The sequence below is a fragment of the Rhizobium sp. IBUN genome (assembly GCF_000510625.1).
In the GTDB taxonomy this organism is placed as follows: domain Bacteria; phylum Pseudomonadota; class Alphaproteobacteria; order Rhizobiales; family Rhizobiaceae; genus Rhizobium; species Rhizobium altiplani.
Window position 1 is genome coordinate 83,842 of the sequence record NZ_AZNV01000004.1, and the last position, 25,469, is coordinate 109,310.

Sequence of the window (25,469 nt, forward strand, 5' to 3'; positions counted from 1 at the left end):
TGGTGCCATGTCTACCACAACTGCAACCGTTGCCCCCGTCTCCCAGCCGGGCGCCAGCGCAAAGGATTGGATTGCCGTACTTGCCGGGATGATCGGCGCGTTCATGGCAATCCTCAACATCCAGATCACCAATGCCTCGCTCCTCGATATCGAGGGCGGCATCGGCACCGGCGTTGACAACGGCGCCTGGATCTCGACGTCGTATCTGATCGGTGAGATCGTCGTCATTCCGCTGACGGCGTATTTCAGCAGCGTCTTTTCCTTCCGCCGCTACATTCTCGTCAATTCGGTTCTCTTCCCGATCTTTTCGATCGCCTGTGCCTTCGCCCACGATCTCGGCACGATGATCCTGCTGCGTGGCCTGCAGGGATTTGCCGGCGGTGTCCTCATCCCCATGGCGTTCACCATGGTGCTTACCAAGCTGCCAAAGTTTCAGCAGCCTCGCGGCCTCGCACTCTTTGCCCTGTCCGTCACCTTTGCCCCGGCCATTGGCCCGACGATCGGCGGCTATCTCACGGAGAACTACGGCTGGCAGACCATTTTCTTCATCAACGCGCTCCCGAGCGCCATCATGGCCGCTGCGCTTGCCCTGACGCTCGAGAAGCAGCCGATGCAGCTCCACCTGCTGAAGGAAGGTGACTGGGCCGGCATTGTTACCATGGCGACCGGCCTTTCCGCCCTGCAGACGGTGCTCGAGGAGGGAAACAAGGAGGACTGGTTCTCCTCGCCTTTCATCGTCAAGCTCAGCATCGTGGCGTTCGTCTTCCTCGCTGCCTTCATCTGGATCGAGCTGACGGTTCAAAAGCCCCTGGTGAAGCTCAGTCTCCTGAAGCAGCGCAACTTCGGCATTGGCGTCGCCGTCAATGTGCTCGTCGGCGTCGCGCTGTTCGGGACCGTCTACATCCTGCCGCAGTATCTGGGACAGGTGCAGCGTTACAATGCCGAGCAGATCGGCAATGTCCTGGCCTGGACCGGCCTGCCGCAGCTGCTGCTCATTCCCCTCGTTCCGCTGCTGATGAAGCGCTTCGACGCCCGCTATATCGGTTTCCTCGGCATTTCGATCTTCGCGATCAGCTGCTTCATGAACATCACGCTGTCAGCGAACAACGCCGGTGATCAGTTCTGGATTCCGAACATCGTGCGGGCGATCGGCCAGGCCCTGGTCCTGACCCCGATCACCGCAATCACGACCGCTGGTATCGCTGCGTCGGATGCGGCGGCTGCCTCGGGCCTGACGAACATGCTGCGCAACCTCGGCGGCGCGGTCGGCACGGCGTCGCTTGGCACGATCCTGACCGAGCGCGAGCAGTTCCATTCGAATATCATCGGGCAGTCTGTAACGCTGGCTCGCGATGAGGTTCGTGATCGCCTCGCCCAAACCACGAACTACTTCCTGGCACACGGCGTCTCCGATCCGGCAGTCGCCAGCCAGAAAGCCATCGTCGCCTTAGGTCAGATCGTCAGACGCCAGGCTCTGATCCTTGGCTTTAGCGACACCTTCGCTGTGATCGGCGTCGTGCTGGCCATTGCCGCCTTCGCCCTGTTGCTCACGCGCAAGGCGCAGCCCGGTGGCGGCGCCGGCGCCCACTGAACAGCGCAATTGAACCGAATCAATGCATGACTGCGGCCGGACTCGATCCGGCCACAGTCATGTTCTGCGGTAGTGACGGCGGAATTCGCTTGGCGAACAGTGTTCGCGATCCTGAAACAGCCGCGAAAAGTAGAAGGCATCGTCAATACCGACGGCATACGCAATCGCCTCGATCGACCGATCCGATGTCGTCAGCAGCTGCTTGGCCCGATCGATACGAAGGCGCAGCTGGAAAGCCTTCGGCGACAGGCCGAGGGCAGCCTGGAAATGCCGCCGCAGCGTTGCCGGCGACATGCCGAATTCTTGTGCCAGCGAATGCATGTCCACCGGCTCGAACGCCCGGCGCTGCACGGTCTCGATGATCAACTCGATCTCGACGTTCGCCCCGTTGTCGCCGACGGCGTTCGCATGGCGCGCGGATTGGATGGCGATGCGGTGAAGCGTCGCTGCCGCCGAAGCGAGGCTGAGCGGATCGCCCGCGGCAAAGTCCGAATGAAGCGCGCCGAAGAGGTGCTGCATCTCACGCAGGTTCTGTAGACGCACCACCGGTTCTGTCGGCGAGATCAGGCGCTGGCGGATCAGGTCTGCGATCAGCGTCCCCTCGAAGAGAGCCCATCTCTCCTCCCAGCTCGTTCCGTTCGTCGGGCCATAGGAATGTAATGTGCCGGCCGGCAACCAGAAGAGCGACGGCCCGTTGATCCCTTGAAGGCCCGCCTTCGCTGTCTGCAGCGTGCCATCCCCGGCCTCGACAAGGACGACCGCGTGCATTGGCAGGCGGCGGTTGGTGATACGCGTTCCGATGCGCTGCCGGCCAAACCCCGTGACGGCGAGCGCCATGCCTTCGGAAGAGGGCGAACGATAGAGAGCGATCGGCGCTTCAGTCATGAGCGAAAAGTCCAGTCGCTCTTTCCGTCCATGGCAAGTTTATCTCCAGTGTCTCACATATGCAGCGTCCATTTCGCTTTGGGAGTGATCGAAATGTCAAGTCTTGCCCTGGATCAGCGGCCAGCTCAACCACCGACGATCGACTCGGTCGCCAACGGGAAAGTCCTTTCGACCGCAGCGAACCGGTTGGGCGAACTCAAGCCGACGGATCCGTCGATCGGTGTGGAGGCGATCCGCAGGCTTTATCACGAAAACGGCTATGTCTGGTTGAAGCGCTTTCTTGATCCCCAAGTGGTCAATGCGTTTCGCGGCTGGGTTTTTTCGCATCTGGCGCGCGGCGGGCTCGTCGCGCCAGGCACCGATCCGATGCTCGGGCTATCCGCCGGCACGGGTTTGGACAAAGGCCAGGTGGATCGCATTTTGATGTCGCTCGTCCGCTCGGTCGCCTTCGAGGGTTTTTGCGCGCAGCCGCGGCTTGCGCAGTTCATGGATGAGTTTCTTTCCGGCATCTCCTACCTGCACAAACGCAAGATCATGCGCTTTACCCAACCCGGTACGACGACAGCGACGCCGGCGCATTACGATCTGGTCTATCTACGTGGCGGCACCAACCGGCTGGTGACGGCCTGGATTCCGATCGGCGACACCCCAGTCGACATGGGTGGTCTCGTGTACCTCGAGGGCTCGCATGCCATCGGTGTGCGCCTGGAGGAGGAGTTTTCCAGAAAGAGCCTCGACCTGTCTGCGGAAGAAAAGATCAGTGCCTTCAACCGCAACATGACCGAGGGCGGCTGGGTATCGAAGGACCTGCCCGACATGGCAGAGCGCTTCGATACGCGCTGGCTGGTCGCCGACTACGAGGCCGGCGATGTCGTGTTGCACAGCCCTTACATGATCCACGCCTCGACCACGAACCAAAGCGCCTCGAACAGGATCAGACTGTCGATGGATATCCGCTATCAAAACGTCGATGACGAGATCGATGCCCGATGGGGCAACCACTGGACCCTGGGGGACATGCTCTAGGGCACGGCCTCATTGCCGTGCCCATGGCGGCTCAGTGGCCGCCCTGCTTTTTCCGCTGACGGGCATTGCGGGCGAACATGTTGAGCACCTCCACCAGCGCCGAGAACGCCATCGCGGCGTAGATGTAGCCCTTCGGCACATGGTAGCCCATGCCCTCTGCGAACAGCGTCATGCCGATCATCATCAGGAAGGCCAGCGCCAGCATGACGATGCTCGGGTTCCTCTCGATGAAGTTCGCGAGCGGCGTTGCCGCGACCAGCATGACGGTTACGGCCACAACGACGGCGACGACCATGATGGGGACGTGTGGGGTCATGCCGACGGCGGTGATGATACTGTCGACCGAGAAGACGATATCCAGCAGCAGGATCTGGCCGATCGCTGCGGTAACGCCTCTTGTTGCTGATGAAACGATGAAATCCTCATTGTGATCGGCCGGATCGACGTTGTGATGGATTTCCTTCGTGGCCTTCCACAACAGGAACAGACCGCCGACAAGCAGAATGATGTCCTTCCAGGAGAAGCCGTGACCGAACAGTTCGAAGACCGGCGTCGTCAGCGTAACGATCCAGGCAACCATGCCGAGGAGGGCAAGTCGCAGCACGAGGGCAAGGCCGATGCCGACCTTGCGTGCTCTCTCGCGATGCTCTGGTGGCAGCTTGTTGGTGAGAATCGAGATGAAGATGAGGTTGTCGATCCCGAGGACCACTTCCATCACCACCAGAGTGATGAGGGCCACCCAGGCGGCCGGGTCCTGAACGAGCATCATAATGTCTTGCATCGGCGTTTATCCCCTTGCGCCACACAAATTGACGCTCGCAATGTACGGACGCGGCCTGCCTTGGCAAGCGCGCAAGGGGATATACGAAAGCAAGGCGCGTTTTATTCCTTTATGGGAATCCAGATTTCCGTCAGGCCCCTGCCGGTATAGGGGTCGAAGCGGTCGTCGTAACGCTCGAACATGTCGGGCATGTTGCCGAACTCCATGCCTGCGTTCGGCATCCAGCTCCCGAAAATCTGGTGCATCGTAGCGGGAATGCCGGAGACGTGGCCGCGATGAGCAAAGACCGCATAGCGCTGACCGGGTATCTTCAACGTGGCAAAGCCGTCCGGCAGGTCGCTGCTGTCGTCGACAGCCACGGCCGCCATGTAGCGGAATTTCTCTGTCTCTCCCTCGATGTGTGTGCAGACGCCATAGGCGATGTTGCCGACCTGGCCGGGAATGCTGCCGAAATGAACATTGAATTTTTGCCAGAGCGAGGGAATCGCGGCATTGCCGCCATAGGGATATGTCTCCTGCAAGCCGGTAAATAGCATCGGCGGCAAGGTTTCAAATCGTGGCGGCTCGAGTTCGGGAAGGCGGGTGGGATCCATTCTGATCGGCTCCAGTAGTGCGAGGTTGCGCGTGTGCCCCTGCTTGCGGACGGCCTCAGGTGTCAGGCCGAACTGGTCGCGAAAGGCGCGAGTGAATGCCTCGTGCGAGCCATAACCCGCGTCGAGGGCAACCTCGAGAATGCTCTCCGGCTGATCGACGAGCGTCCGTGCCGCGCCGCTCAGACGGCGGGCGCGGATATAGCCGCTGATCGAATGCCCGGTGACGAGTCCGAAGACGCGCGAGAGGTGGTAGCGCGAAAGGCCGGCAACGTCCGAAATCTCTTCCAGAGTAATGTCGTTGCCGAAATGACTTTCGATGAACCAGATCGCACGTCCGACGGCGCTCATTTCTTCTCCCTGGCTGCATTCCCTTCATAGCGAAGGGCAGCAGGCCGCGTTTGATCCCTGTTGCGGGATTCTGGCGCGGACGGAGAAAGAAATCAAAGGTGTGGGTTCAGGATCGCTTCTTGGTTCCGTACGCGGCTGTGAAGACGCGGATGGCGCCGTTGACCACGCGATCCATCTCCTCGCGCGGAGGAGGGGCGTCCATGTCGCCGAACAGCCGCAGCTTGAAGAAGCTTCCGCCGCAGAGCTCCAGGAACTGGCGGGCGGCAAGCTCTATGTCGTCGATCTCGAAACGGCCGGCCTCGACCTGGCTCGTCAGGAAGTCCTTCAGCACCGTCCGGATGTTCTCGGGGCCGGTGAAAAAGCGCTGACAGAGATGCGGCATGCGGTCGCGGACGCCGATGACCGTACGCATCGCATTGATGACCTTATCCTCGGTCAGATGGCTGACAAAGGTCATCCCGAAGTCGTGCAGCGCAACGTCGGGATCATTGGATTCCTTGAGAGTATTGCGCACGCTGGCGACGAACGCCGCGCGCTCGCTCTCCATCATCGCGGTGAAGAGCTCTTCCTTGTTGGCGAAGTAGACGTAGAGCGTTCCTTTTGAAACTCCCGCCTCGCGCGTTACATCGTTCATGCTCGCGGCATCGAAGCCAAGTTTCATGAAAACGCGGCGGGCGCCGTCGAGAATTTGTTTGCGCTTGGCAGGGTCTTCGCCCGCGGCCCATCGGCCGCCTGTCGAGGGAGACTCATCCACGCGCGTATCGGAAAGCTCTGTCATAGCTCCTTAACCATATCCGCATCAGCGAACTTTTCGTTAATAAAATCGAACCGGGTGGTTCGATACAGCTTGATATGAATGGAAAAAGGTTCTATGTCAACTGAACCGAACCGTTCAGTTCGATTAAATTCACTCAATTTGCCGGTAGTCGCCCATGTCGTCCAGTCCAAAAGCCAATGTTGCCCGCATCGTCAGCGAACCTGCTGAAACCGAGGGCAAGGCTCAGGAAGCAGCAGTCCCCACCGCGGAAGCACCGCGCGCGCCGCAGGCTCCTGCCGACACGCAGGCCGTTCCCGCGGAGAAGAAGAAAAAGCGCAGTCTTGCCCTGCCAATCATCGGCCTTGCGCTGCTCGCAGGCGCCGCATGGTACGGCTACGATTGGTGGACGACGGGCCGTTTCCTGGTCTCGACCGACGACGCTTACATCGAAGGCGATATCGCGACGATCTCGCCGAAGGTTACCGGCTATGTCGCCAAGGTGAACGTCGTTGCCAACCAGAAGGTCAAGGCCGGCGACGTTCTGGCCTCGCTGGACGACGGCGACTACAAGCTCGCCCTCGATCAGGCGGTGGCTTCTCTCGATACCGAAAAGCTCTCGCTGCAGCGTATTGACGCGCAGATTGCCGGTGGTCAGGCAAGCCTCGACCAGGCCAAGGCCCAGAAGACGGCTTTGGAAGCCACCGTTCGCGGTGCGCAGATCACACAGACCCGCGCCGCGGAACTGCAATCCAAGTCTGTCGGTACGACCGCCAACCTCGACGCCGCGAACATTGCTCTCGACCAGGCAAAGGCAAACCTGATTGGCGGTGATGCGGCGATCGCATCCGCGGAAGCAAATGTAACGCTGCTGCAGGCGCAGCGCCGCGAGGCCGAAGGCACGATCCGCCAGCTCGAGCTTGCGCGCGACAAGGCTGCCCGCGACCTCTCCTTCACGGTCCTGAAAGCGCCCTATGATGGCGTCGTCGGCAATCGCTCGGTGCAGGAGGGCGATCTGGTGTCGCCCGGCCAGCGTCTGATGGCGCTCGTCCCGGTTCGTCAGCTCTTTATCGACGCGAACTTCAAGGAAACGCAGATCCAACATCTGGTGCCGGGCTCCAAGGTCAACGTGCACGTCGATGCTTATGGCGACCATCCGATCGTCGGCACGGTTGAATCGATTTCGCCGGCTTCCGGCTCCGTCTTCTCGCTGCTGCCCCCGGAAAACGCCACGGGCAACTTCACGAAGATCATTCAGCGCGTGCCGGTTCGTATCTCGCTGCCGCAGGATGCTCTCGACAGCGGTCGCCTGCGCGCAGGCCTGAGCGTGGTTGTTGATGTCGACACGCGCACGGCGCCGGATGCGACCAAGTAAATCCTGACGAGGTAGGCCGATGGCCGCGAGCGCAACAGTTGGAACCGTTCCGGCCACTCCGGCGGCCACGGATCATATGGATCCACGCAAGCTCATCGCGTTCTTCGCGATGGTGCTCGGCATGTTCATGTCGATCCTCGATATCCAGATCGTGTCGGCATCGCTTGCCGAAATCCAGGCTGGCCTCAGCGCTGGTTCGGACGAGATCGGCTGGGTGCAGACCTCCTATCTGATCGCCGAAGTCATCATGATTCCGCTGTCGGGCACGCTCGCGCGCATCGTCTCGACACGATACCTGTTTGCGGCTTCCGCTGCTGGCTTCACCATGGCGAGCGCGCTCTGTGCGACGGCGACGAACATCGACCAGATGATCGTCTATCGCGCCATCCAGGGCTTCATCGGCGGCGGCATGATTCCGTCGGTCTTTGCGGCAGCCTTCACGATCTTCCCGCCCTCCAAGCGCAGCATCGTCTCGCCGATCATCGGCCTGATCGCCACGCTTGCTCCGACCATCGGCCCGACGGTCGGCGGCTATCTCAGCCACGCCTTCTCGTGGCACTGGCTGTTCCTGGTCAACATTGTCCCGGGCATCATTGTGACGATCGTCACTTGGAATTTCATCGATTTCGATAAGCCGGAATTCGCGCTGATCAAGAAGTTCGATTGGTGGGGCCTGTTGTCGATGGGCGTCTTCCTCGGCGCGCTTGAGTATGTGCTGGAGGAAGGCAATTCCAACGACTGGTTCAACGACAGCTATATCTTCATGGGCGCGATCGCCTCTGCAATCGCTGCCGTTGTTTTCTTCTATCGGGCCTTCACCGTTGATTTCCCGGTCGTCGACCTGAGGGCCTTCACGAACCGAAACTTTGCCTTCGGCTCCGTGTTTTCCTTCGTCATGGGTATCGGCCTCTATGGCTTGACCTATATCTACCCCGTCTATCTCGGGCGCATTCGCGGCTATGACTCGCTGATGATCGGCGAAACGATGTTCGTATCGGGCCTCGCGATGTTCTTCACCGCGCCAATCGCCGGAAAGCTGTCGACGAAGATGGATCTGCGGCTGATGATGGTGATCGGTTTCGCCAGCTTTGCGGCCGGTACCTACATCATGACGCATCTGACCCAGGACTGGGACTTCTACGAGCTCCTCATTCCGCAGATCTTCCGCGGCTTCGGGCTGATGATGTGCATGGTGCCGATCAACAATATCGCGCTCGGCACGATGCCGCCGGCCCGTATGCGCGGCGCGTCGGGCCTCTTCAACCTGACTCGTAACCTCGGCGGCGCCGTGGGGCTGGCGATCATCAACACCGTGCTGACGAACCGGCAGGATGTTCATTACGAGCGGCTGCGCGAGAATATCGATTGGGGAAATCCCGCCGCGATCGACCAGATGAACAACATGGCGGCGAACTTCGACGCCTACGGCATGGATGGCGCGGTTGTTGCCATCAAGCAGATGGTCGGGCTCGTGACGAAGCAGGCAATCGTCCTGTCCTTCAGTGATGTTTTCCTGATGCTGACCGTGCTGTTTCTGGCGATGATCCTGGGCGTTGCGATGCTGGACAAGCCTGCACCCCAAGGCGGAGGTGGCGGCGGCGGAGGCCACTGACCACTCTTGAAATCAGGGTTTAGGGCCGGCCTGGGACACCACGCCGGCCCTCATTTTTTGCATAAAGATTTGACGTGAACGGAAACGTTTGCAGTTTTTGATTTACGTACATCAAAATTGGAGCTAAAGGTCTCGTCAGGAGGAGAGATGAGGCCAACAGTCCACGATATCGCTGCTGCGGCAGGCGTCAGCCTGGCAACCGTTGACCGGGTTTTGAACAAGCGGCCGGGCGTGCGTCACGTGACGCGCGAGAAGGTCGAGAACGCCATTCGCGAGATCGGCTATGTCAGGGACGTTGCCGCTGCAAATCTCGCCAAGGGCCGGACCTATCCGCTCGTGTTCATCCTTCCCACCAGCGACAATTCTTTCATGCATGGGCTGAACGACGAGGTGCAAGCCGCGATTGCGCGGTCGTCCGTGGAGCGAACGCAAATCCGCACCGTCGAGGTGCCGGCGTTCGATCCGGGCGCGCTCGTCAGGGTTCTGGACGAACTTGGAGAAGAGCGGCCTTCGGGGGTCGCGCTTGTCGCCACCGATGCGCCTGAGGTGCGCGACGCTGTCGATCGGCTGGTGAAGGACGGTATTCCCGTCGTGACGCTGGTTTCGGATCTCACCGGTTCGCAGCGGCATCACTATGCGGGTGTCGACAATATTGCCGCCGGGCGCACAGCCGCACGGCTGTTGGGGCGTTTCTTGGGCGGCAGCAAGGGGGAGGTCGCGGTGCTCGCCGGCTCGATGCTGGTCCGCGACCATCGCGAACGCCTCGAGGGTTTTGCTGCCGTCATGGCCGCGGAGTTTCCATCGCTCTCCATCCTTCCCGTCATTGAGGGGCGCGACGATCCTGACATGGCGCATATGCTGGTGGCGGATGCGTTGTCGAAGAAAAGCGGCATCATCGGCGTCTACAGCCTCGGCGCCGGTAATCGCGGCCTGATCAAGGCACTGAGGGAAAAGGCTGTCGACCGGTCGCTGACGGTCGTCGCGCACGAATTGACGGCCCATACTCGCGCCGCGCTCCTTGATGGAACGATTGATGCAATTCTGAACCAGAATGCAGGCCATGAGGTGCGCAGCGCTATCCGCGTCCTCAAGGCGAAGGCGGACGGACTTTCCGTCATCGAGGCGCAGGAGCGCATCCGCCTCGACATATTTCTGAAAGATAATCTGCCGTAACGGCAAAGGGAGAAACACATGTATCTGGGTCTCGATCTCGGAACCTCCGGCGTCAAAGCCATGCTGATCGATGGCGATCAGAAGATCATAGGCTCGGCCAATGGTTCGCTCGACGTCTCGCGCCCGCATTCCGGATGGTCGGAGCAGGAGCCCTCGCACTGGATCCGCGCGACGGAAGAGGCTGTATCCGGGTTAAAGGCAAAGCATCCGAAGGAACTCGCTGCCGTGAAGGGCATTGGCCTTTCCGGCCAGATGCACGGCGCAACCCTGCTCGATGCCGAGGATAAGGTGCTGCGCCCCTGCATTCTGTGGAACGATACGCGCTCTTTTGTCGAGGCAGCCGCGCTGGATTCCGATCCGCGTTTCCGCAGGCTGACCGGCAACATCGTTTTCCCCGGCTTTACCGCGCCAAAGCTTGCCTGGGTCGCCAAGCATGAGCCGGAGATCTTCGCCAAGGTCGCCAAGGTGCTGCTGCCGAAGGACTATCTGCGCCTCTGGCTGACCGGCGAGCACATTTCGGAAATGTCGGACTCTGCCGGCACCTCGTGGCTCGACACCGGCAAGCGCAAGTGGTCATCAGAACTTCTTGCGGTCACCGGCCTCGATGAAAAGCAGATGCCTCATCTGATCGAAGGCACGGAGCAGGGCGGCAAGCTGCGCGGCGAACTGGCCAGCAAGTGGGGAATCTCCGGAAGTGTCGTCGTTGCCGGCGGCGCCGGCGATAATGCCGCTTCCGCCTGCGGCATGGGCACGGTCAGCGATGGCGCGGCCTTCGTGTCGCTTGGTACCTCGGGCGTTCTCTTCGCGGCCAATGCGGCCTATTTGCCGAAGCCGGAAAGCGCCGTGCATGCGTTCTGCCATGCGCTGCCGAATACCTGGCATCAGATGGGCGTCATCCTCTCGGCTACGGACGCGCTGAACTGGCACTCCAGCGTCACGGGAAAGTCGGCGGCTGACCTGACCACTGAACTCGGTGAAACGCTGAAAGCGCCGTCGGGCGTCACCTTCCTTCCCTATCTCTCGGGCGAGCGCACGCCGCACAACGATGCCGTCATCCGCGGTGCGTTCATCGGCCTCGAGCATGAGAGCAGCCGCGTGGTGCTGACCCAGGCTGTTCTCGAAGGCGTGTCCTTCGCGATCCGCGACAATCTCGAAGCGCTGCGTTCTGCGGGCACGGATATTTCCCGTGTCACCGCGATCGGCGGCGGCTCGCGCTCGCGCTATTGGCTGGCCTCGATTGCTACGGTGCTCGGTGTGCCGGTCGACCTGCCGGCTGACGGTGACTTCGGCGCAGCGTTTGGCGCGGCCCGCCTCGGCCTGATCGCCGCGACTGGCGCAGATCCGGTTGGGGTCTGCACACCACCGAAGACGGCGGGCACGATCGAGCCTGTCGCGGCGCTCTCCGGCGCTTACGAAGATTCCTACAAGGGCTATCGCGCTCTCTATCCGGCGATCAAATCGCTGCAGCACTGAACCCAGAACAACAATCCCGAAACCCAAGGAGACATGGACATGAGCACCGGATTTTTCGGCGACATCCAGAAGATCAAATATGAAGGCCCGGACAGCAAGAATCCGCTGGCCTTCCGCCACTACAACAAGGACGAAGTCGTTCTCGGCAAGCGCCTGGAAGATCATCTGCGCTTCGCGGTCGCCTACTGGCACACCTTCGCCTGGCAGGGCGGCGATCCCTTCGGCGGCCAGACTTTCCTACGCCCCTGGTTCGAAGATACGATGAAGGCCGCCAAGCTGAAGGCCGACGTTGCGTTCGAACTTTTCCAGTTGCTCGACGCGCCCTACTACTGCTTCCATGACGCCGACGTGCGCCCGGAAGGCAAGAACTTCGCCGAAAACACCAAGAACCTGAACGAGATCGTCGACTACTTCGCCGAAAAGCAGGCCGCATCAGGCGTCAAGCTGCTCTGGGGTACCGCGAACCTCTTCTCGAACCGCCGCTTCATGTCGGGTGCGGCCACCAACCCGGATCCGGAAGTCTTCGCCTACTCCGCTGCGACGGTTAAGACCTGCATGGACGCCACGGCCAAGCTCGGTGGCGAGAACTACGTTCTCTGGGGCGGCCGCGAAGGCTATGAGACCCTGCTCAACACCGACCTCAAAAAGGAACTCGACCATCTCGGCCGCTTCCTCAACCTCGTCGTCGAGTACAAGCACAAGATCGGCTACAAGGGCACGATCCTCATCGAGCCGAAGCCGCAGGAGCCGACCAAGCACCAGTACGACTACGACGTCGCGACGGTCTACGGCTTCCTCAAGAAGCACGGCCTCGAAAACGAAGTGAAGGTCAACATCGAACAGGGCCACGCGATCCTCGCCGGCCACTCCTTCGAGCACGAACTGGCACTCGCGAACGCGCTCGGCATCTTCGGCTCGATCGACATGAACCGCAACGACTACCAGTCGGGCTGGGATACCGACCAGTTCCCGAACAACGTTCCGGAAATGGCGCTCGCCTACTACTACGTCCTGCAGGGCGGCGGCTTCACCACCGGCGGCACCAACTTCGACGCCAAGCTGCGCCGCCAGTCGCTCGATCCGGAAGATCTGCTGATTGGCCATATCGGCGGCATGGATGCCTGCGCCCGCGGTCTCAAGGCTGCTGCCAAGATGATCGAGGACAAGGCTCTGTCCGGCCCGCTCGATGCCCGCTACGCCGGCTGGGATTCGGCCGAAGGCCAGAAGCTCGCCCGCGGCGAATACTCGCTCGAGCAGATCGCCGAGTGGGTCGAAGCCAAGGACATCAATCCGCAGCCGAAGTCCGGCAAGCAGGAACTGCTCGAAAACATCGTCAACCGTTACGTTTAATCGGCGGTTGATTGTGGAGGAGAGGGCCGGGAGCGAGAGCTTCCCGGCCCTTTTTCGTTGATGGGGACGGCGCGCGGTCGTCGCCTTGACGGTTCAGGCGAGATAGGATGCCAAGGGTACACTGCGGGCGGCCGGATGGCGATCTGAAAAGAAGGGCATGGCTACGATGACCTATCTCAGACAGGGCATGCTTGCCATAGCAGCGATGTTGGCAGCGGCGATATCTGCAGGGGCAGCTTCCCCCCGGCCCTGCGTGCAGGATACCTTCGGAGGGGAGGCCTATATCGTCTGCACCGTCGAGAAAGAAGAAGGCGATCTGCGCTTGTTCTGGAAGAACGCGGATGGGGAGCCTTATCGGGATTTCTCCAGCGTCGCCGAGGCCGTTCGCAACAAGGGACAGACCTTGGCGTTCGCGGTCAATGCCGGCATGTATCTGCCTGATTTTTCGCCGATCGGCCTCTATGTGGAAGACGGCCAGGAATTGCGGCCCGTCAACCGCACGGAGAGAGACGGCGCCGCCTCGGGTCCCGTGCCGAACTTCCATAAAAAGCCGAATGGCGTGTTCTTCATCGATGGCGCCGCCACCGGAATACTTCCGACGCAAGAATTTTTGAAACGCCGGTCGGAGGTCCGGTTCGCCACCCAGTCCGGTCCGATGCTGGTCATCGGCAACAAGCTGAACCCGATCTTTATCGTCGGATCGACGGACCGCACCCGTCGTGGCGGGGTCGGCATCTGCGCCGATGGCGCGGTGCGCTTCGCAGTCAGTGAAGACAGGGTGAATTTCCACGACTTCGCGCGCTTGTTCCGCGATCATTTGTCCTGCCCGAATGCGCTGTTTCTCGACGGTGGCCGCGGTGTCGGGCTCTACAGTCCGGCCCTTGGGCGCAACGACAAGTCCTGGCATGGCGGGTTCGGCCCTATGTTCGGGCTGGTGGAGTGACGCAGGGGCTGCGTCGCGTTCGAAGCGGTCGGATCATCCCGATATGCGGTTGCCAAATTTCGGCGTCATCCTACTTGGCCTCGGGACCATAACACCCGGAGGCGATCCCGTGTCCAAAGCCGACCTTGCTGCCGTCTATCGAGACTACATCGCCTGTCTGAACCGCCAGAATTGGACCGCGCTCGACCAGTTCGTTCATCCCGATGTTCACTACAATGGAGTGCGAATCGGGCTGTCCGGCTATCGCCAGATGCTGGAGGGCGACTTTCTTGCGATTCCGGACCTCCATTTCGACATCGATTTCCTGATTTCCGAGCCGCCCCGCGTGGGAAGCCGCCTGCGGTTTGATTGCACGCCGAAAGGGCTCCTGTTTGGCATGCCGGTGAACGGCAAGAGGGTCTCGTTCACTGAAAACGTGTTCTATGAGTTCCGGGACGGGCGGATCGAGGAGGTCTGGTCTGTCATCGACAAGGCGGCAATCGCATCGCAGCTGCAGCAATGACGCCGCCGCTTCGATCATTCGCGCTTGCGCAGCAAAGGCTCGAGAGCGTAGACCGCCTTGCTGCGAACGGGGGGTCGATAAATGAGCGACAGTGAACGTGATTGGAGCGCCCTCGTGCAGGCCGTCGCCGATAGTCCCAAGCGCGACAACAGCGCCTATCACGCGGCCATGGCCGAGGCACGCCAGGCGTTTGAAGCCGCCGAGGCTGCTCTGGGCGGGCCGGTGCAGGTCAAGACAAAAACCAAGATGAAGCGAAGCGGCGAATACGTCGTGAAATGGGTGTTCAAGCGGGTGAAATGACCTGCCGGCGGTCGGTCGGACGACCGAGGAACGCTTGCCTAGAGATGGTCTGCGGACGTATTCTTGGCTTTCGCGAGCCTGCCCCAGCACTCAGCCGAGGTTGAAGGCCCGGCGAGAGGGAGGATATCATGAAGATCGCATCGATATTCGCAGTCGGCTTGATTGGATTTTGCGGGGCTGCATCGCTCGCTCTGGCGGAGGATGCGCACACTATATTCGCTCCCGGTGATATCAAGTGGGTCGAGGCCCCCAAGGTGCTTCCGGCCGGAGCACAAGCGGCGGTGTTGTTCGGCAATCCCACCAAGAAAGGCTTGTTTGCGCTTCGGCTAAAGGTGCCGTCGGGATATGCGATCCCGCCGCATACCCATCCTGGCTATGAAGTTGTGACGATCCTATCCGGGACTGCCAAATTTGGCATGGGCAAAACCGCTGATCGGAGTGCCACGAAGGCACTGGCTGCGGGTAGTTTCTTTGCCCTGCCGCCGGGCACGGCGCATTTCGTCTACTTCGACGATGAGACCGTACTCCAAATCAACACGAACGGCCCGTGGGGCATCAAGTACGTCAACCCGGCGGATGATCCCCAGAAGTCGCAATAGCCAGTTGCCGAGTGAATGCCAATTGCTCCCGCCGCCAAGCGCGGCGGGACGTCCCGGCCGGTGTCGGATGGCGGCGTCACGTTGCCTCTTGGCGCGGACGGTGGGAGAACCGGCGCGCCTTCCAATGCAGTCGTTACGCCTTGGGCAAGGCCGCAATCACTTCGTCGGTCGTCAGGATCGCATGTGCGAAGGTCGGCGCGCTGAGCTCGTGTGCGGCGTGTATCAATTCATGCGAGAAGGCGGCCGTCGCATCGCGCACGAGAGTCACGTGATAGCCAAGCTCCATGGCGTAGCGGGCGGTCGTATCGATGCAGGTATTGGCCAGCAGTCCGACCACGATCACGTGGGTGATGCCCTTCTGCTTCAGTCGGAAATCCAGGTCGGTGTTGGCGAAGCCGCTTTGCCCCCAATGTTCCTTGGCGACGATGTCGCCAGGTTTCGGCGCAAAATCCGGGTGCCATTCGCCACCCCATTCGCCGCGCGCGAACTGGTGTTGGTGCATGATCCGTTGTTGGGTGGGGTTGGGATGATCCCAATCCTCATAATCACCCGGCTCCCACCGCCGGTGCGGGGCGATGGCTACTTGAATGCCCGCCGCGCGTATGGCGCCATCCAGCCGGCGGAGGTTATCGAGAAGCGCGACCTCATCGGCGATCGGCTTGAGGCGCGGATAAACCTTCCCGCCCTCGGACAGGAAGTCGTTGAAGGGATCGACGAGGAGCAAGGCGGTCGTTTGCTTGCTGTAATTCGGCTTTGACATGACTGTCTCCAATAAGCTGAGGTGTTTCGGGATTTAGTTGCGAAGTGCGGCACGCTCGATGCTGGCCGCAAAGAGCGGCGTTTCGCCCTTGTTGTGCGCAATCGACATCGGTTGACGCTGTGCGCGAAAGACGTCGAAAGGAATGCCCTGCCTATCGAGAAAGGCCTTGAATTCTTCCGTTGCTCTGGACCGAACGTGGTTCGTGAATTCGCAGGTCTGATCGTCGATTCGTTTGACGCTGAGTTCCCAAAGCACATGGATCGTCGTGCGGCCTGTCGGCGTGACTATATCCGAAACGGATTCCAGGATCAGGTGATCCTTTTCACCCAGGGTCTCGACATAGTGCTGAACCATCAGGCTGCCGCCGATCGTCTCGACATTGATCGACATGCGCCTACCGTCGGGGGCCGTCGTAAAGCCGGCGGCGATGTGTGCCGGAGAGCAGCGTTGGTACTCGTCTTCGGGGAGCGTGAAGCACCATTTCGGAATGTCGACCTTCTCGATCGGTGCGTTGATGACGGCGGTAAAGCTTGAATCGACGATTTCATGATCACTCATGACGGGTTCCTTTCGCTGCTGGATGAGCTTGATTTCGGCGCGACGTCGCCACGCAACTCGAGGCGGGCAGTGCTATGCGCCTGCATTGCCGATGCTCCTGCTTGGGCCATGTCGCTCCTTTCAGCGCGGGCCAGATGGCCGGTTGCGCTTGCTTTAATGACGCCTTATATTAACTATGAAAATCATATCTACAAGTAACTATGAAAAAGAAAGTTACGCTATGGAGAAATATTCTGCACCAGACACGCTGTGCCCGGTTGCTCGCTCGGAGGCGGTTGTCGGGGATCGTTGGACCGTGCTTGTTCTGCGCGAGCTGTTCATGCGCAGTCACCGGTTCGAAGAAATTCAGGCGCAAACTGGCGGGACCCCGCAGATGATCGCAACGCGCCTGAAGTCATTGGAAGCCGAAGGCATTGTGGAGCGCCGTCGCTACAGCGAGCGGCCGCCGCGCTACGAGTATCACCTGACGGAAAAGGGCGAAGCATTCTACCCGGTGATACTGGCGCTGCGCGCCTGGGGCGAGACCTGGCTGAAGTCGGGTGACGAAGGCCGCGCCGTGCAATACACGCACCTTTACTGCGGCAAGCCGGCGGGGCTGGGGCCGACATGCGAATCGTGCGGCCAGCCGATAAGACGGGAAGATTTGAGTACTGAGCTCAATCCGGCCTATCAGCGCGAACGGGAAGCGCGATGGGAGACATTCAAGGGCAGTCGATAATCAATGTTTGATTGTATCGACGGTGCGGACGCTACGCCGTCCGCTTTAGCGATTCGTCCAGCGACGCGATGGTGCGCCAACGGAGTTGCGTACCACAAGGTCCGGGCGCAGCAGGATTTCGGTTTCCGCCGGTTGGCCGTCGGACAGGAATTCCAGGAGAAGCGCCATGGCCTGCTTTCCGATCAAGGTTCGCGGCTGGCGGATGGTGGTCAGCGGCGGCGACATGAACACGGCCTGCGGCACGTCATCGAAGCCGGTCACGGAGAAGTCCTTCGGAATGTCGTAACCGCGGGCATTCAGTCCGATCATCACGCCGATCGCCGTCTGGTCGTTGACGCACATGAAGGCGGTCGGCAGCGTGTCGCGCATGAAGAGCTGCTCGACGGCATGGCGGCCGCTCTCTAGCGTTCCATCGCCTTCGAGCACGATGCGCATATCTGGTGCAACGCCCGCCCCATCGAGCCCCGCGTCGTAGCCCTGACGCCGGCGGCTATAGGCAAGGCGTGTGCGCGAATCGCCGATGAAGGCGATCTTGCGATGGCCCTCTGCCAGCAGCAGATCGACGGCCTTTCTGGCGCCTTCCACATCATCCACGCCGACATAAGGAATGCCGCCGTTGAAAACCGGCTCGAAGACCCCGACGCTGGGCGGCAGGCGGGCGGTCATCGTCTGGTGGCCGAAGGGCAGGATGCCGGTGAAGAGGATCAGCCCGGCGGCCTGGTTGGAATTCAGGAACTTCAGATATTCGAGGCCGCGCTGCGCATCGTTCTGCGTGTGACCGATCAGGATGCCGTAGCCGTGGGCGCGCGCCTCGTTCTCGAGGCCGACCAGAATGTTGGAGAAGTTTGGGTCGCCGATGTCAGGAGCAACCACGAGAATCATATTCGACCGACCGAGCCGCAGGCTGCGCGCCATGGCATTGGTCGTGTAACCGGTGATGGCGATTGCCTGGTTGACCTTCAGGCGCGTGGAGTTGGCGACCTTCTCCGGCGTGTGGATCGCCCGCGATACCGTCGCGATCGAAACCTCGGCGATCCGAGCGACGTCTTCTATGGTTGCGGGCGTGGAATTCGACACTGCGTCCTGCCTTGGGATGCCTTCGCCGCGACACTACACAGACTTGCCGGGAGGTCAAACGCGCCGACCTGCAGATCTGTGTGTAACAATGATGTAAACCTTTACATAAGTCGTGTAAAGGTTTACATATGGCTTCAAGCGGATGGGAGCCGCAGGGAGGAAATCAGTCAATGAGTGTGGATTCTGCCGACACCGCGCCCGTGGTGTTGTCCGCGCGGCGCATCTGCAAGTCGTTCAGCGGCGTGCAAGTCCTCTTCAGTGTCAATTTCGATCTGCGTGCCGGTGAGATCCATGCTCTCATGGGTGAAAACGGCGCGGGCAAATCGACCTTGGTCAAGGTCATGTCCGGTTTCGAGCAGCCGAGTTCGGGCGAGATCCTGCTCGACGGCCAGCCGGTTGTCTTGCCGGCCAACGGCGCGGCCGAAGCGCTCGGCATCGTTCTCATCCACCAGGAATTCAATCTTGCCGAACATCTGACGGTGACCGAGAGCCTTTTCCTTGGCCGCGAAGTCACGCGGTTCGGCGTGCTTGACCGCAAATACATGCGCGCCGAGACCCGCAAGGCACTCGATCTGCTCGGTTCGCATGTCGACGAGAATGCCATCATCGGCACATTGTCGATCGCCGACAAGCAGATGGTGGAAATTGCCAAGGCAATCAGTCGCGATGCCCGCGTCGTCATCATGGATGAACCGACAGCCGTACTTTCGCGCGAAGAGACGAACTTCCTGTTCCGGCAGGTGCGCAAGCTGCGTGACAAGGGAACAAGCTTTATCTTCGTATCGCATAAGCTCGACGAGGTGATGGAAATCACCGACCGGGTGACCGTGCTGCGCGATGGCCAGTGGGTCAAGACTGCGCCGACGGCGATGCTCGACGGCGAATCCATCGCGCAGCTGATGGTCGGGCGCGAGCTTTCAAGTCTCTATCCGACCAAGGTCGAGCCCAATGTCGACGAAGAAATCGTCCTTCGGGTCGAAGGTGTCTCGACGGGTTATGTTCAGGATGCCAGCTTCGAGGTCCGCAAGGGTGAGATCATCGGCTTCTCAGGCATGATTGGCTCCGGTCGCACGGAGCTGATGGAGGCGGTCGCCGGGCTTCGGAACCGTGCCGCGGGCGAGGTCCACATTCGCGGTGAATCGATTCCGTCAGGCGATGTACATGCCGCCAATCGCGCCGGCCTTGCCTACATGACGAAGGATCGGAAGTCGAAGGGCCTGCTTCTGCGCTCCGGCATGATGACCAATCTGACGCTGCAATCGCTCGGCCAGCATTCGCGACACGGCTATCTCAGCCCGAGCAGCGAGGCGCAGGCGCTCGCCAAGGCAAGGCGGCGCTTTGATATCCGGGTTCGCGACACCAACATCGTTGCCGGGCGTATGTCGGGCGGCAACCAGCAGAAGCTGCTGCTTGCTAAGGTCATGGAGACCGAGCCCGAGATCATCATCATCGACGAGCCGACGCGGGGCATCGACGTCGGCACCAAGCAGCAGATCTATCATTTCATCTCCGCGCTGGCGCGCGACGGTCGATCCATCATTGTCGTCTCCTCGGAGATGCCGGAGGTGATCGGCCTTTGCACGCGCGTCGCCGTGATGCGCGAGGGACGGATCGTCGGCTTGCTCGAGGGCGACGAGATCTCCGAGCAGGAGATCATGCGCTACGCCGCCGGATTGAAGAAGAAAGCCGCCTGACGGTGGCGGGGAGGCGCTGCGCTCGGCGCGCCGTAAAGGTATGATGCCCATCGAATTGAGGGCGGGAGGTTGGTTTGGAGATGAGTGTGAACGAGGAGACCAGGGAAATCAGCCGTCGCCCCTGGCGGGATATCGATCTCAGGGCGGTCGCGCCCTTTGCAGCCCTGATACTGCTCTTGATCGTCGGCGCGCTGGTCAATCCGAACTTTATCGGCATCACCAACCTCGCCAACGTCGCGACGCGCTGCGCCTTTATCGCCATTATCGCTGTCGGCGCCACATTCGTGATTTCCGCAGGCGATCTTGATCTGTCCGTCGGCTCGATGGTGGCCTTTGTCGCCAGCCTGATGATCCTTTTGATGAATTCCGGCGTGATTGCCGACCCGACACTGATGCTGGCGGCCGCGGTCGTGTTTACGCTCGTCGCCGGTGCGCTCTGCGGACTGGCCAATGGTCTGATCACCACGGTCGGCAGGATCGAGCCGTTCATCGCCACGCTCGGCACCATGGGCATCTATCGCGGCCTGACGACATGGCTTAGCCAAGGCGGCGCGATCACGCTGCGCTCGGCCGACATCCAGACGCTTTACCGTCCGGCTTATTTCGGCAACATTTTCGGCGTGCCGGTTCCGATCGTCGTGATCCTGGCAGTTACCGCCGTTGCGGCCTTCATTCTCTACCGCACGCGCTATGGTCGCCATGTCGTTGCTGTCGGTTCCAATAGTGATGTCGCGCGCTACTCCGGCATTGCGGTCAATCGCGTGCGCACGATCGCCTTTGTCATCCAGGGGCTCTGCGTTGCCATCGCGGTGCTGCTTTATGTGCCGCGCCTCGGCTCGACCTCGGCAACAACCGGCATTCTCTGGGAACTGCAGGCGATCACCGCCGTAGTCGTCGGCGGCACGGCGCTCAAGGGCGGCGCTGGCCGCGTCTGGGGGACCATCTGCGGTGCCTTCATTCTCGAACTCGTCGGTAACATCATGCTGCTGTCGAACTTCATCAGCGAATATCTCATCGGTGCGATCCAGGGTGCGATCATCATCATCGCCATGCTGGTGCAGCGCTCGCTGGTCCGCAAATCGTAAGCGGACTGGTTCCAGGAATTGGCCGGGATCACAGGGCGTCCGGTTGACGGGTAGGAAAAGTCCCTGACGTTTATTGGGAGGAAATAGAATGCGCAAACTCATGTTGGGTCTTGCGGTTGCGGCCGTCACGCTGGCGGGTACCGCATACGCACAGGACAAGAAGTTCACCATCGGCGTCTCGATTCCGGCAGCCGACCATGGTTGGACCTCGGGCGTCGTGTTCCACGCCGAACGCATCGCCAAGAAACTGATGGAACAGCATCCGGGCCTGAACGTCATCGTCAAGACTTCGCCGGATGCCGCCAGCCAGGCGAACGCTGTGCAGGACCTTGATACACAGGGCATCGACGCCCTCGTCATCCTGCCGTCGGATCCGGATCCGCTCGTCAACGCCATCAAGGAAGTCAAAGGTAAGGGCAAGTACGTCGCGCTCGTCGACCGTGCGCCCTCGACCAACGATGACACCGTCCGTGACCTTTATGTCGCTGGCAACAACCCGGCGCTCGGTGAAGTCGCTGGCAAGTACATCGCTGCGCAGACGCCGGACGCCGAAGTCGTCGTCATTCGCGGCCTGCCGATCCCGATCGATCAGCAGCGCCAGGACGGCTTCGACAAGGGCATTGCCGGCTCCAAGGTCAAGGTTCTCGACCGCCAGTACGGTAACTGGAACCGCGACGATGCCTTCAAGGTCATGCAGGACTATCTGACAAAGTACCCGAAGATCGACGTGGTCTGGTGCCAGGACGACGACATGGCTGTCGGCGTGCTGCAGGCGATCGAGCAGGCCAAGCGTACCGACATCAAGTATGTTGTCGCCGGCGCCGGCTCCAAGGACATGGTCAAGAAGGTCATGGACGGCGACAAGCTGATCCCGGTCGACGTTCTTTATCCGCCGGCAATGGTTGGCACGGCCATGGAGCTGACGGCTGCTGGTCTCTACGGCCAGGTTCCGGTTCGCGGCACCTTCGTCCTCGACGCGACGCTTGTCACGAAGGACAATGCGAAGGACTTCTACTTCCCGGATTCTCCGTTCTGATCCGAAGAATCTAATGCGGCGCCCGTTCGACAGGACGGGCGCCTTTCTTTGACAGTGTCGCTTGCTAGTCCGGCAGGCCGGCCTTGGCGAGGTCCGTGATGCAGCGGTCGATGAAGGCTTCGGTCATGACGGGATTATCGCCGAAATAGAACTCTCGGCGGGCGTCAGTGCAGGTCATCCCCGGCCGGAAGCGATGAAGCCTCGCAACTGCTTCTCGCGCCTCGTCGGTTTCGCCACCCACCCTTCCGAGGGCGGCAGCCAGAAAGATCGCTGGCCAGAAGGTGGCGTTCGGCGAGCGGAGCGATGCGCGCGCTGCCTTGGCCGCTTCCGCCATGTTGCCCAATTGATAGTTTGCGATGGCGAGAACGTTATGGAAGGTCCACAGATGCGGGTCGCGAGGACTAAGCCGAAACGCTTCCTTGATCTCCTCTATGCCTTCCGCGGGGCGTTCGACGTAGCAGAGGACCTGACCGAGCGCGAAGTGAGCCTGCGCGAAGCTCTGGTCCAGCTGCAAGGCGTTGCGCAGATGCACAAGCCCGGCCTCGGTCGCGCCATCAAGCGCCAGCGCCCTTCCCAGGGCGAGGTGCGCCGCGGGTTCTCTCAGGTCGGATATGATCGCGCGTTCGGCAAGCTCGATCGCATCGCAGATCCGCTCCGCGCGTTCATTGAGGGGGCCATACCAGCCGAGCTGAATGTGAACATAAGCCAGTCGCGCCTGCGCCTGCGCGAACGTCGGGTCAATACTGATTGCCTGCTCGAAGAGCGCCTTGGCGGTCTTCAATTCATCAAGCGTGAACCGATAGAGATGCCAGAGGCCCTTCAGGTAGATTTCCCAGGCATCCATGTCGAACACCGTGCGGCCACGAAGGGCGGCGAATTCGATGGAGCCCAGTTCCGGCTCGATCGTGCCGGTGATTTCCGAGGCAAGCTGGTCTTGAACCTCGAAGATGTCGGCCAGCGTCCGGTCGTAGCGTTCTGCCCAGAGCAGCGTGCCATCCGTGCCGTTCAGCAATTGCGCGGTGACGCGAACGCGATCTGCCGCGCGGCGCACGCTGCCTTCCAGCACGTACTTGACGCCAAGGTCCTCCGCGACCTGTTGCGCATTGGCCTGCCGGCCCTTGTAGCTGAAAGACGAGTTACGGGCTGCGACCAGCAGCCAGCGACAGCGCGCCAACGTGGCGATCAGCTCGTCCGTGAAGCCATCCGAGAAATGTTCCTGGCCCTCGATGCTCGACATGTTGCTGAAGGGCAGCACCGCGATGGAGGGCCGATTGCGGACGGGGCCTGTGACCGGATCCTTCGGCGCGGCAGGCGAGGGAAGCGGTTCGCTTTCCGCCGTCCACCGCCAGACACGGATCGGTCGCTCGATGTTCTTGAGCTTGCGGTTGCCGAAATCAATCGCCCTGAAGTCAAGCTTCGACCGGATCTGGTCATTGACCTGCTGGGAGACGCAGATGCCGCCCGGAGGCGCCAGCGCCTGCAGGCTTGCGGCGACATTCACGCCGTCGCCGAAGATGTCCTCGTCTTCGACCAGCACATCATCAACGTGGATGCCGATGCGCCACAACATGCGCCGATCCGGCTCGACGGCCTCATTCAGCGCAAGCAATGCTCTCTGGATGTCCATGGCACAGCCGACGGCATCGACGACGCTCGCAAATTCAGCCAACGTGCCGTCGCCAACGAATTTGACCACCCGCCCATGATGTCTGCCGATGCTGGGGACAATGACTTCGCTGTTGTGCGCTTTCAGCATTGCGAAAGTGCCGCTTTCGTCAAGGCCCATCAGCCGGGAAAAGCCGACCACATCCGCATCCAAGATTGCTGCCAGACGCCGCGTCATGCGCCACCCTCCTGGTTTCAAGACAGTAACACGGCACTGCGCGATGTCCACCGCAGTAAGAAGCGATGGGTTCGCCGGCCGGCGTCCCCATCATGACAGTGTGGCGACGAGAAATGCGGTACGTACATCTTGCGGCCCGAGACCGACCGTGGTTAAGTCGGCCGCCTTCGATCTCCGCCCGGTGGGGAAGATTTGTAGTTTCGCCGAAATCGGCTTGCAGACTTCAAATCGCGTGCTAGAACAATATCAGAAACGTTTACGGTCATCTTTTAGGGAGGAATTGACATGAAAACGATCAAGGGTCCAGGCCTGTTCCTTGGCCAGTTCGCGGGCGATGCCGCGCCTTTCAATTCGTGGGATTCGATCACCAAATGGGCAGCCGACATCGGCTACAAGGGCGTGCAGGTTCCGACCTGGGCGGGCCAGCTGATCGATCTCAAGAAAGCAGCGTCCTCGAAGGATTATTGTGACGAATTCGCCGGCGTTGCACGCCAGAACGGCGTCGAAGTCACCGAGCTTTCCACCCATCTTCAGGGCCAGCTCGTCGCCGTGCATCCGGCCTATGACGAAGCCTTCGACGGCTTTGCAGCACCTGAGGTGCGCGGCAATCCGAAGGCGCGTCAGGAATGGGCTGTCGAACAGGTCAAGATGGCGCTGACGGCGTCCAAGCACCTCGGCATCAAGGCACATGCGACCTTCTCCGGCGCGCTCGCCTGGCCCTTCATCTATCCGTGGCCGCAGCGCCCGGCCGGTCTTGTCGAAACCGCCTTCGACGAGCTTGCCAAGCGCTGGACGCCGATCCTCGACCATGCCGACGAAAACGGCGTCGACGTCTGCTACGAAATCCATCCGGGCGAAGACCTGCACGACGGTATCACGTTCGAGATGTTCCTCGAGCGCGTGAAGAACCATCCGCGCGCCAACATGCTCTATGATCCGTCGCACTATGTGCTGCAGTGCCTGGATTACCTCGACAACATCGACATCTACAAGGACCGGATCAAGATGTTCCACGTCAAGGATGCCGAGTTCAACCCGACCGGTCGCCAGGGCGTCTATGGCGGTTACCAGGGCTGGGTCGAGCGTGCCGGCCGCTTCCGTTCGCTCGGCGACGGCCAGGTCGATTTCGGCGCGGTCTTCTCGAAGATGACGGCCAACAACTTCGACGGCTGGGCCGTGGTCGAATGGGAATGCGCGCTGAAGCATCCGGAGGATGGCGCCCGCGAAGGTGCCGAGTTCGTCAAGGCGCACATCATTCGCGTCACCGAGAAGGCGTTTGACGACTTCGCAGCGGGCGGTACGGACCAGGCGGCCAACCGCCGCATGCTCGGTCTCTGAGGCCGCGGCCCTCTCGACAGGAGGGCTGATTGGAACGCAGCGGGAAGGGCTCTCC

General features: G+C 60.9%; 24 protein-coding genes. 16 read left to right on the forward strand and 8 right to left on the reverse strand.

Annotation, left to right across the window (positions count from 1 at the left end):
* Window positions 1-7 precede the first annotated feature (7 nt).
* Window positions 8-1,591, forward strand: coding sequence for a DHA2 family efflux MFS transporter permease subunit (locus RHIBUN_RS0106090; protein WP_025658872.1), 1,584 nt, complete (start codon window positions 8-10; stop codon window positions 1,589-1,591).
* Window positions 1,592-1,648: 57 nt separating this feature from the next.
* On the opposite strand, the gene RHIBUN_RS0106095 is transcribed toward RHIBUN_RS0106090, so the two are convergent.
* The gene (locus RHIBUN_RS0106095; protein WP_025658873.1) at window positions 1,649-2,476 is read right to left on the reverse strand and encodes an AraC family transcriptional regulator; all 828 of its coding nucleotides are present in this window, start codon (window positions 2,474-2,476) and stop codon (window positions 1,649-1,651) included.
* Between the two features lie 93 nt (window positions 2,477-2,569).
* Here RHIBUN_RS0106095 and RHIBUN_RS0106100 point away from each other — a divergent pair, with 93 nt between their 5' ends.
* Window positions 2,570-3,502: a phytanoyl-CoA dioxygenase family protein gene (locus RHIBUN_RS0106100; protein WP_025658874.1), complete on the forward strand. Its 933-nt coding sequence runs from the start codon at window positions 2,570-2,572 to the stop codon at window positions 3,500-3,502.
* Window positions 3,503-3,533: 31 nt separating this feature from the next.
* On the opposite strand, the gene RHIBUN_RS0106105 is transcribed toward RHIBUN_RS0106100, so the two are convergent.
* The 3 genes from RHIBUN_RS0106105 to RHIBUN_RS0106115 form a co-directional block, all read right to left on the reverse strand.
* Window positions 3,534-4,283 (reverse strand): TerC family protein, encoded by a 750-nt coding sequence (locus RHIBUN_RS0106105; protein ID WP_025658875.1) that lies wholly within the window; start codon window positions 4,281-4,283, stop codon window positions 3,534-3,536.
* A 101-nt stretch (window positions 4,284-4,384) separates the two neighbouring features.
* Window positions 4,385-5,224, reverse strand: a complete 840-nt coding sequence (locus RHIBUN_RS0106110; protein ID WP_025658876.1) for an AraC family transcriptional regulator — start codon at window positions 5,222-5,224, stop codon at window positions 4,385-4,387.
* 106 nt (window positions 5,225-5,330) lie between these two features.
* Window positions 5,331-6,002 carry a TetR/AcrR family transcriptional regulator gene (locus RHIBUN_RS0106115; RefSeq protein WP_025658877.1) on the reverse strand — a complete coding sequence of 224 codons (672 nt, stop codon included), beginning with the start codon at window positions 6,000-6,002 and terminating at the stop codon, window positions 5,331-5,333.
* A gap of 154 nt (window positions 6,003-6,156) precedes the next feature.
* Between RHIBUN_RS0106115 and RHIBUN_RS0106120 the strand changes: the two genes are divergently transcribed.
* From RHIBUN_RS0106120 to RHIBUN_RS0106160, 9 genes are all read left to right on the forward strand, one after another.
* A complete protein-coding gene (locus tag RHIBUN_RS0106120; protein WP_025658878.1) occupies window positions 6,157-7,353 on the forward strand; it encodes an HlyD family secretion protein in 1,197 nt (398 codons plus the stop codon).
* Between the two features lie 19 nt (window positions 7,354-7,372).
* On the forward strand, window positions 7,373-8,965 hold the full coding sequence (locus RHIBUN_RS0106125) for a DHA2 family efflux MFS transporter permease subunit (protein WP_018856523.1): 1,593 nt from the start codon (window positions 7,373-7,375) through the stop codon (window positions 8,963-8,965).
* A 147-nt stretch (window positions 8,966-9,112) separates the two neighbouring features.
* Window positions 9,113-10,138, forward strand: a complete 1,026-nt coding sequence (locus RHIBUN_RS0106130) for a LacI family DNA-binding transcriptional regulator (protein ID WP_025658879.1) — start codon at window positions 9,113-9,115, stop codon at window positions 10,136-10,138.
* A gap of 18 nt (window positions 10,139-10,156) precedes the next feature.
* A complete protein-coding gene (xylB, locus tag RHIBUN_RS0106135) occupies window positions 10,157-11,611 on the forward strand; it encodes a xylulokinase (RefSeq protein ID WP_025658880.1) in 1,455 nt (484 codons plus the stop codon).
* A 39-nt stretch (window positions 11,612-11,650) separates the two neighbouring features.
* Complete coding sequence (gene xylA, locus RHIBUN_RS0106140) at window positions 11,651-12,961, forward strand: xylose isomerase (RefSeq protein WP_025658881.1); 1,311 nt, start codon at window positions 11,651-11,653, stop codon at window positions 12,959-12,961.
* A 166-nt stretch (window positions 12,962-13,127) separates the two neighbouring features.
* Window positions 13,128-13,904, forward strand: a complete 777-nt coding sequence (locus RHIBUN_RS0106145; RefSeq protein WP_025658882.1) for a phosphodiester glycosidase family protein — start codon at window positions 13,128-13,130, stop codon at window positions 13,902-13,904.
* A gap of 109 nt (window positions 13,905-14,013) precedes the next feature.
* Entirely contained in the window at window positions 14,014-14,406 is a 393-nt protein-coding gene (locus RHIBUN_RS0106150) for an ester cyclase (RefSeq protein ID WP_025658883.1), read from the forward strand.
* A gap of 81 nt (window positions 14,407-14,487) precedes the next feature.
* Window positions 14,488-14,706 carry a hypothetical protein gene (locus tag RHIBUN_RS0106155; RefSeq protein WP_025658884.1) on the forward strand — a complete coding sequence of 73 codons (219 nt, stop codon included), beginning with the start codon at window positions 14,488-14,490 and terminating at the stop codon, window positions 14,704-14,706.
* Between the two features lie 128 nt (window positions 14,707-14,834).
* A complete protein-coding gene (locus tag RHIBUN_RS0106160; protein ID WP_018856530.1) occupies window positions 14,835-15,305 on the forward strand; it encodes a cupin domain-containing protein in 471 nt (156 codons plus the stop codon).
* A gap of 133 nt (window positions 15,306-15,438) precedes the next feature.
* On the opposite strand, the gene RHIBUN_RS0106165 is transcribed toward RHIBUN_RS0106160, so the two are convergent.
* Both RHIBUN_RS0106165 and RHIBUN_RS0106170 read right to left on the reverse strand, forming a co-directional pair.
* On the reverse strand, window positions 15,439-16,065 hold the full coding sequence (locus RHIBUN_RS0106165; protein WP_025658885.1) for an isochorismatase family cysteine hydrolase: 627 nt from the start codon (window positions 16,063-16,065) through the stop codon (window positions 15,439-15,441).
* 33 nt (window positions 16,066-16,098) lie between these two features.
* On the reverse strand, window positions 16,099-16,623 hold the full coding sequence (locus RHIBUN_RS0106170) for a hypothetical protein (RefSeq protein WP_018856532.1): 525 nt from the start codon (window positions 16,621-16,623) through the stop codon (window positions 16,099-16,101).
* Between the two features lie 220 nt (window positions 16,624-16,843).
* Here RHIBUN_RS0106170 and RHIBUN_RS0106175 point away from each other — a divergent pair, with 220 nt between their 5' ends.
* Entirely contained in the window at window positions 16,844-17,341 is a 498-nt protein-coding gene (locus RHIBUN_RS0106175) for a helix-turn-helix domain-containing protein (protein WP_025658886.1), read from the forward strand.
* 45 nt (window positions 17,342-17,386) lie between these two features.
* Here RHIBUN_RS0106175 and RHIBUN_RS0106180 read toward each other — a convergent pair whose 3' ends face one another.
* Window positions 17,387-18,418: a LacI family DNA-binding transcriptional regulator gene (locus RHIBUN_RS0106180; RefSeq protein ID WP_025658887.1), complete on the reverse strand. Its 1,032-nt coding sequence runs from the start codon at window positions 18,416-18,418 to the stop codon at window positions 17,387-17,389.
* 170 nt (window positions 18,419-18,588) lie between these two features.
* On the opposite strand from RHIBUN_RS0106180, the gene RHIBUN_RS0106185 reads away from it, so the two are divergent.
* The 3 genes from RHIBUN_RS0106185 (at window position 18,589) to RHIBUN_RS0106195 (ending at window position 22,233) form a co-directional block, all read left to right on the forward strand.
* Window positions 18,589-20,112, forward strand: a complete 1,524-nt coding sequence (locus RHIBUN_RS0106185; protein WP_025658888.1) for a sugar ABC transporter ATP-binding protein — start codon at window positions 18,589-18,591, stop codon at window positions 20,110-20,112.
* An 80-nt stretch (window positions 20,113-20,192) separates the two neighbouring features.
* A complete protein-coding gene (locus RHIBUN_RS0106190; RefSeq protein ID WP_025658889.1) occupies window positions 20,193-21,197 on the forward strand; it encodes an ABC transporter permease in 1,005 nt (334 codons plus the stop codon).
* Window positions 21,198-21,285: 88 nt separating this feature from the next.
* Window positions 21,286-22,233: a substrate-binding domain-containing protein gene (locus RHIBUN_RS0106195; protein ID WP_016556996.1), complete on the forward strand. Its 948-nt coding sequence runs from the start codon at window positions 21,286-21,288 to the stop codon at window positions 22,231-22,233.
* A 64-nt stretch (window positions 22,234-22,297) separates the two neighbouring features.
* Here the strand turns inward: RHIBUN_RS0106195 and RHIBUN_RS0106200 are convergent, their stop codons facing one another.
* On the reverse strand, window positions 22,298-24,076 hold the full coding sequence (locus RHIBUN_RS0106200) for a tetratricopeptide repeat protein (protein ID WP_025658890.1): 1,779 nt from the start codon (window positions 24,074-24,076) through the stop codon (window positions 22,298-22,300).
* A 285-nt stretch (window positions 24,077-24,361) separates the two neighbouring features.
* On the opposite strand from RHIBUN_RS0106200, the gene RHIBUN_RS0106205 reads away from it, so the two are divergent.
* Window positions 24,362-25,414 carry a sugar phosphate isomerase/epimerase gene (locus RHIBUN_RS0106205; protein ID WP_025658891.1) on the forward strand — a complete coding sequence of 351 codons (1,053 nt, stop codon included), beginning with the start codon at window positions 24,362-24,364 and terminating at the stop codon, window positions 25,412-25,414.
* Window positions 25,415-25,469: the final 55 nt, after the last annotated feature.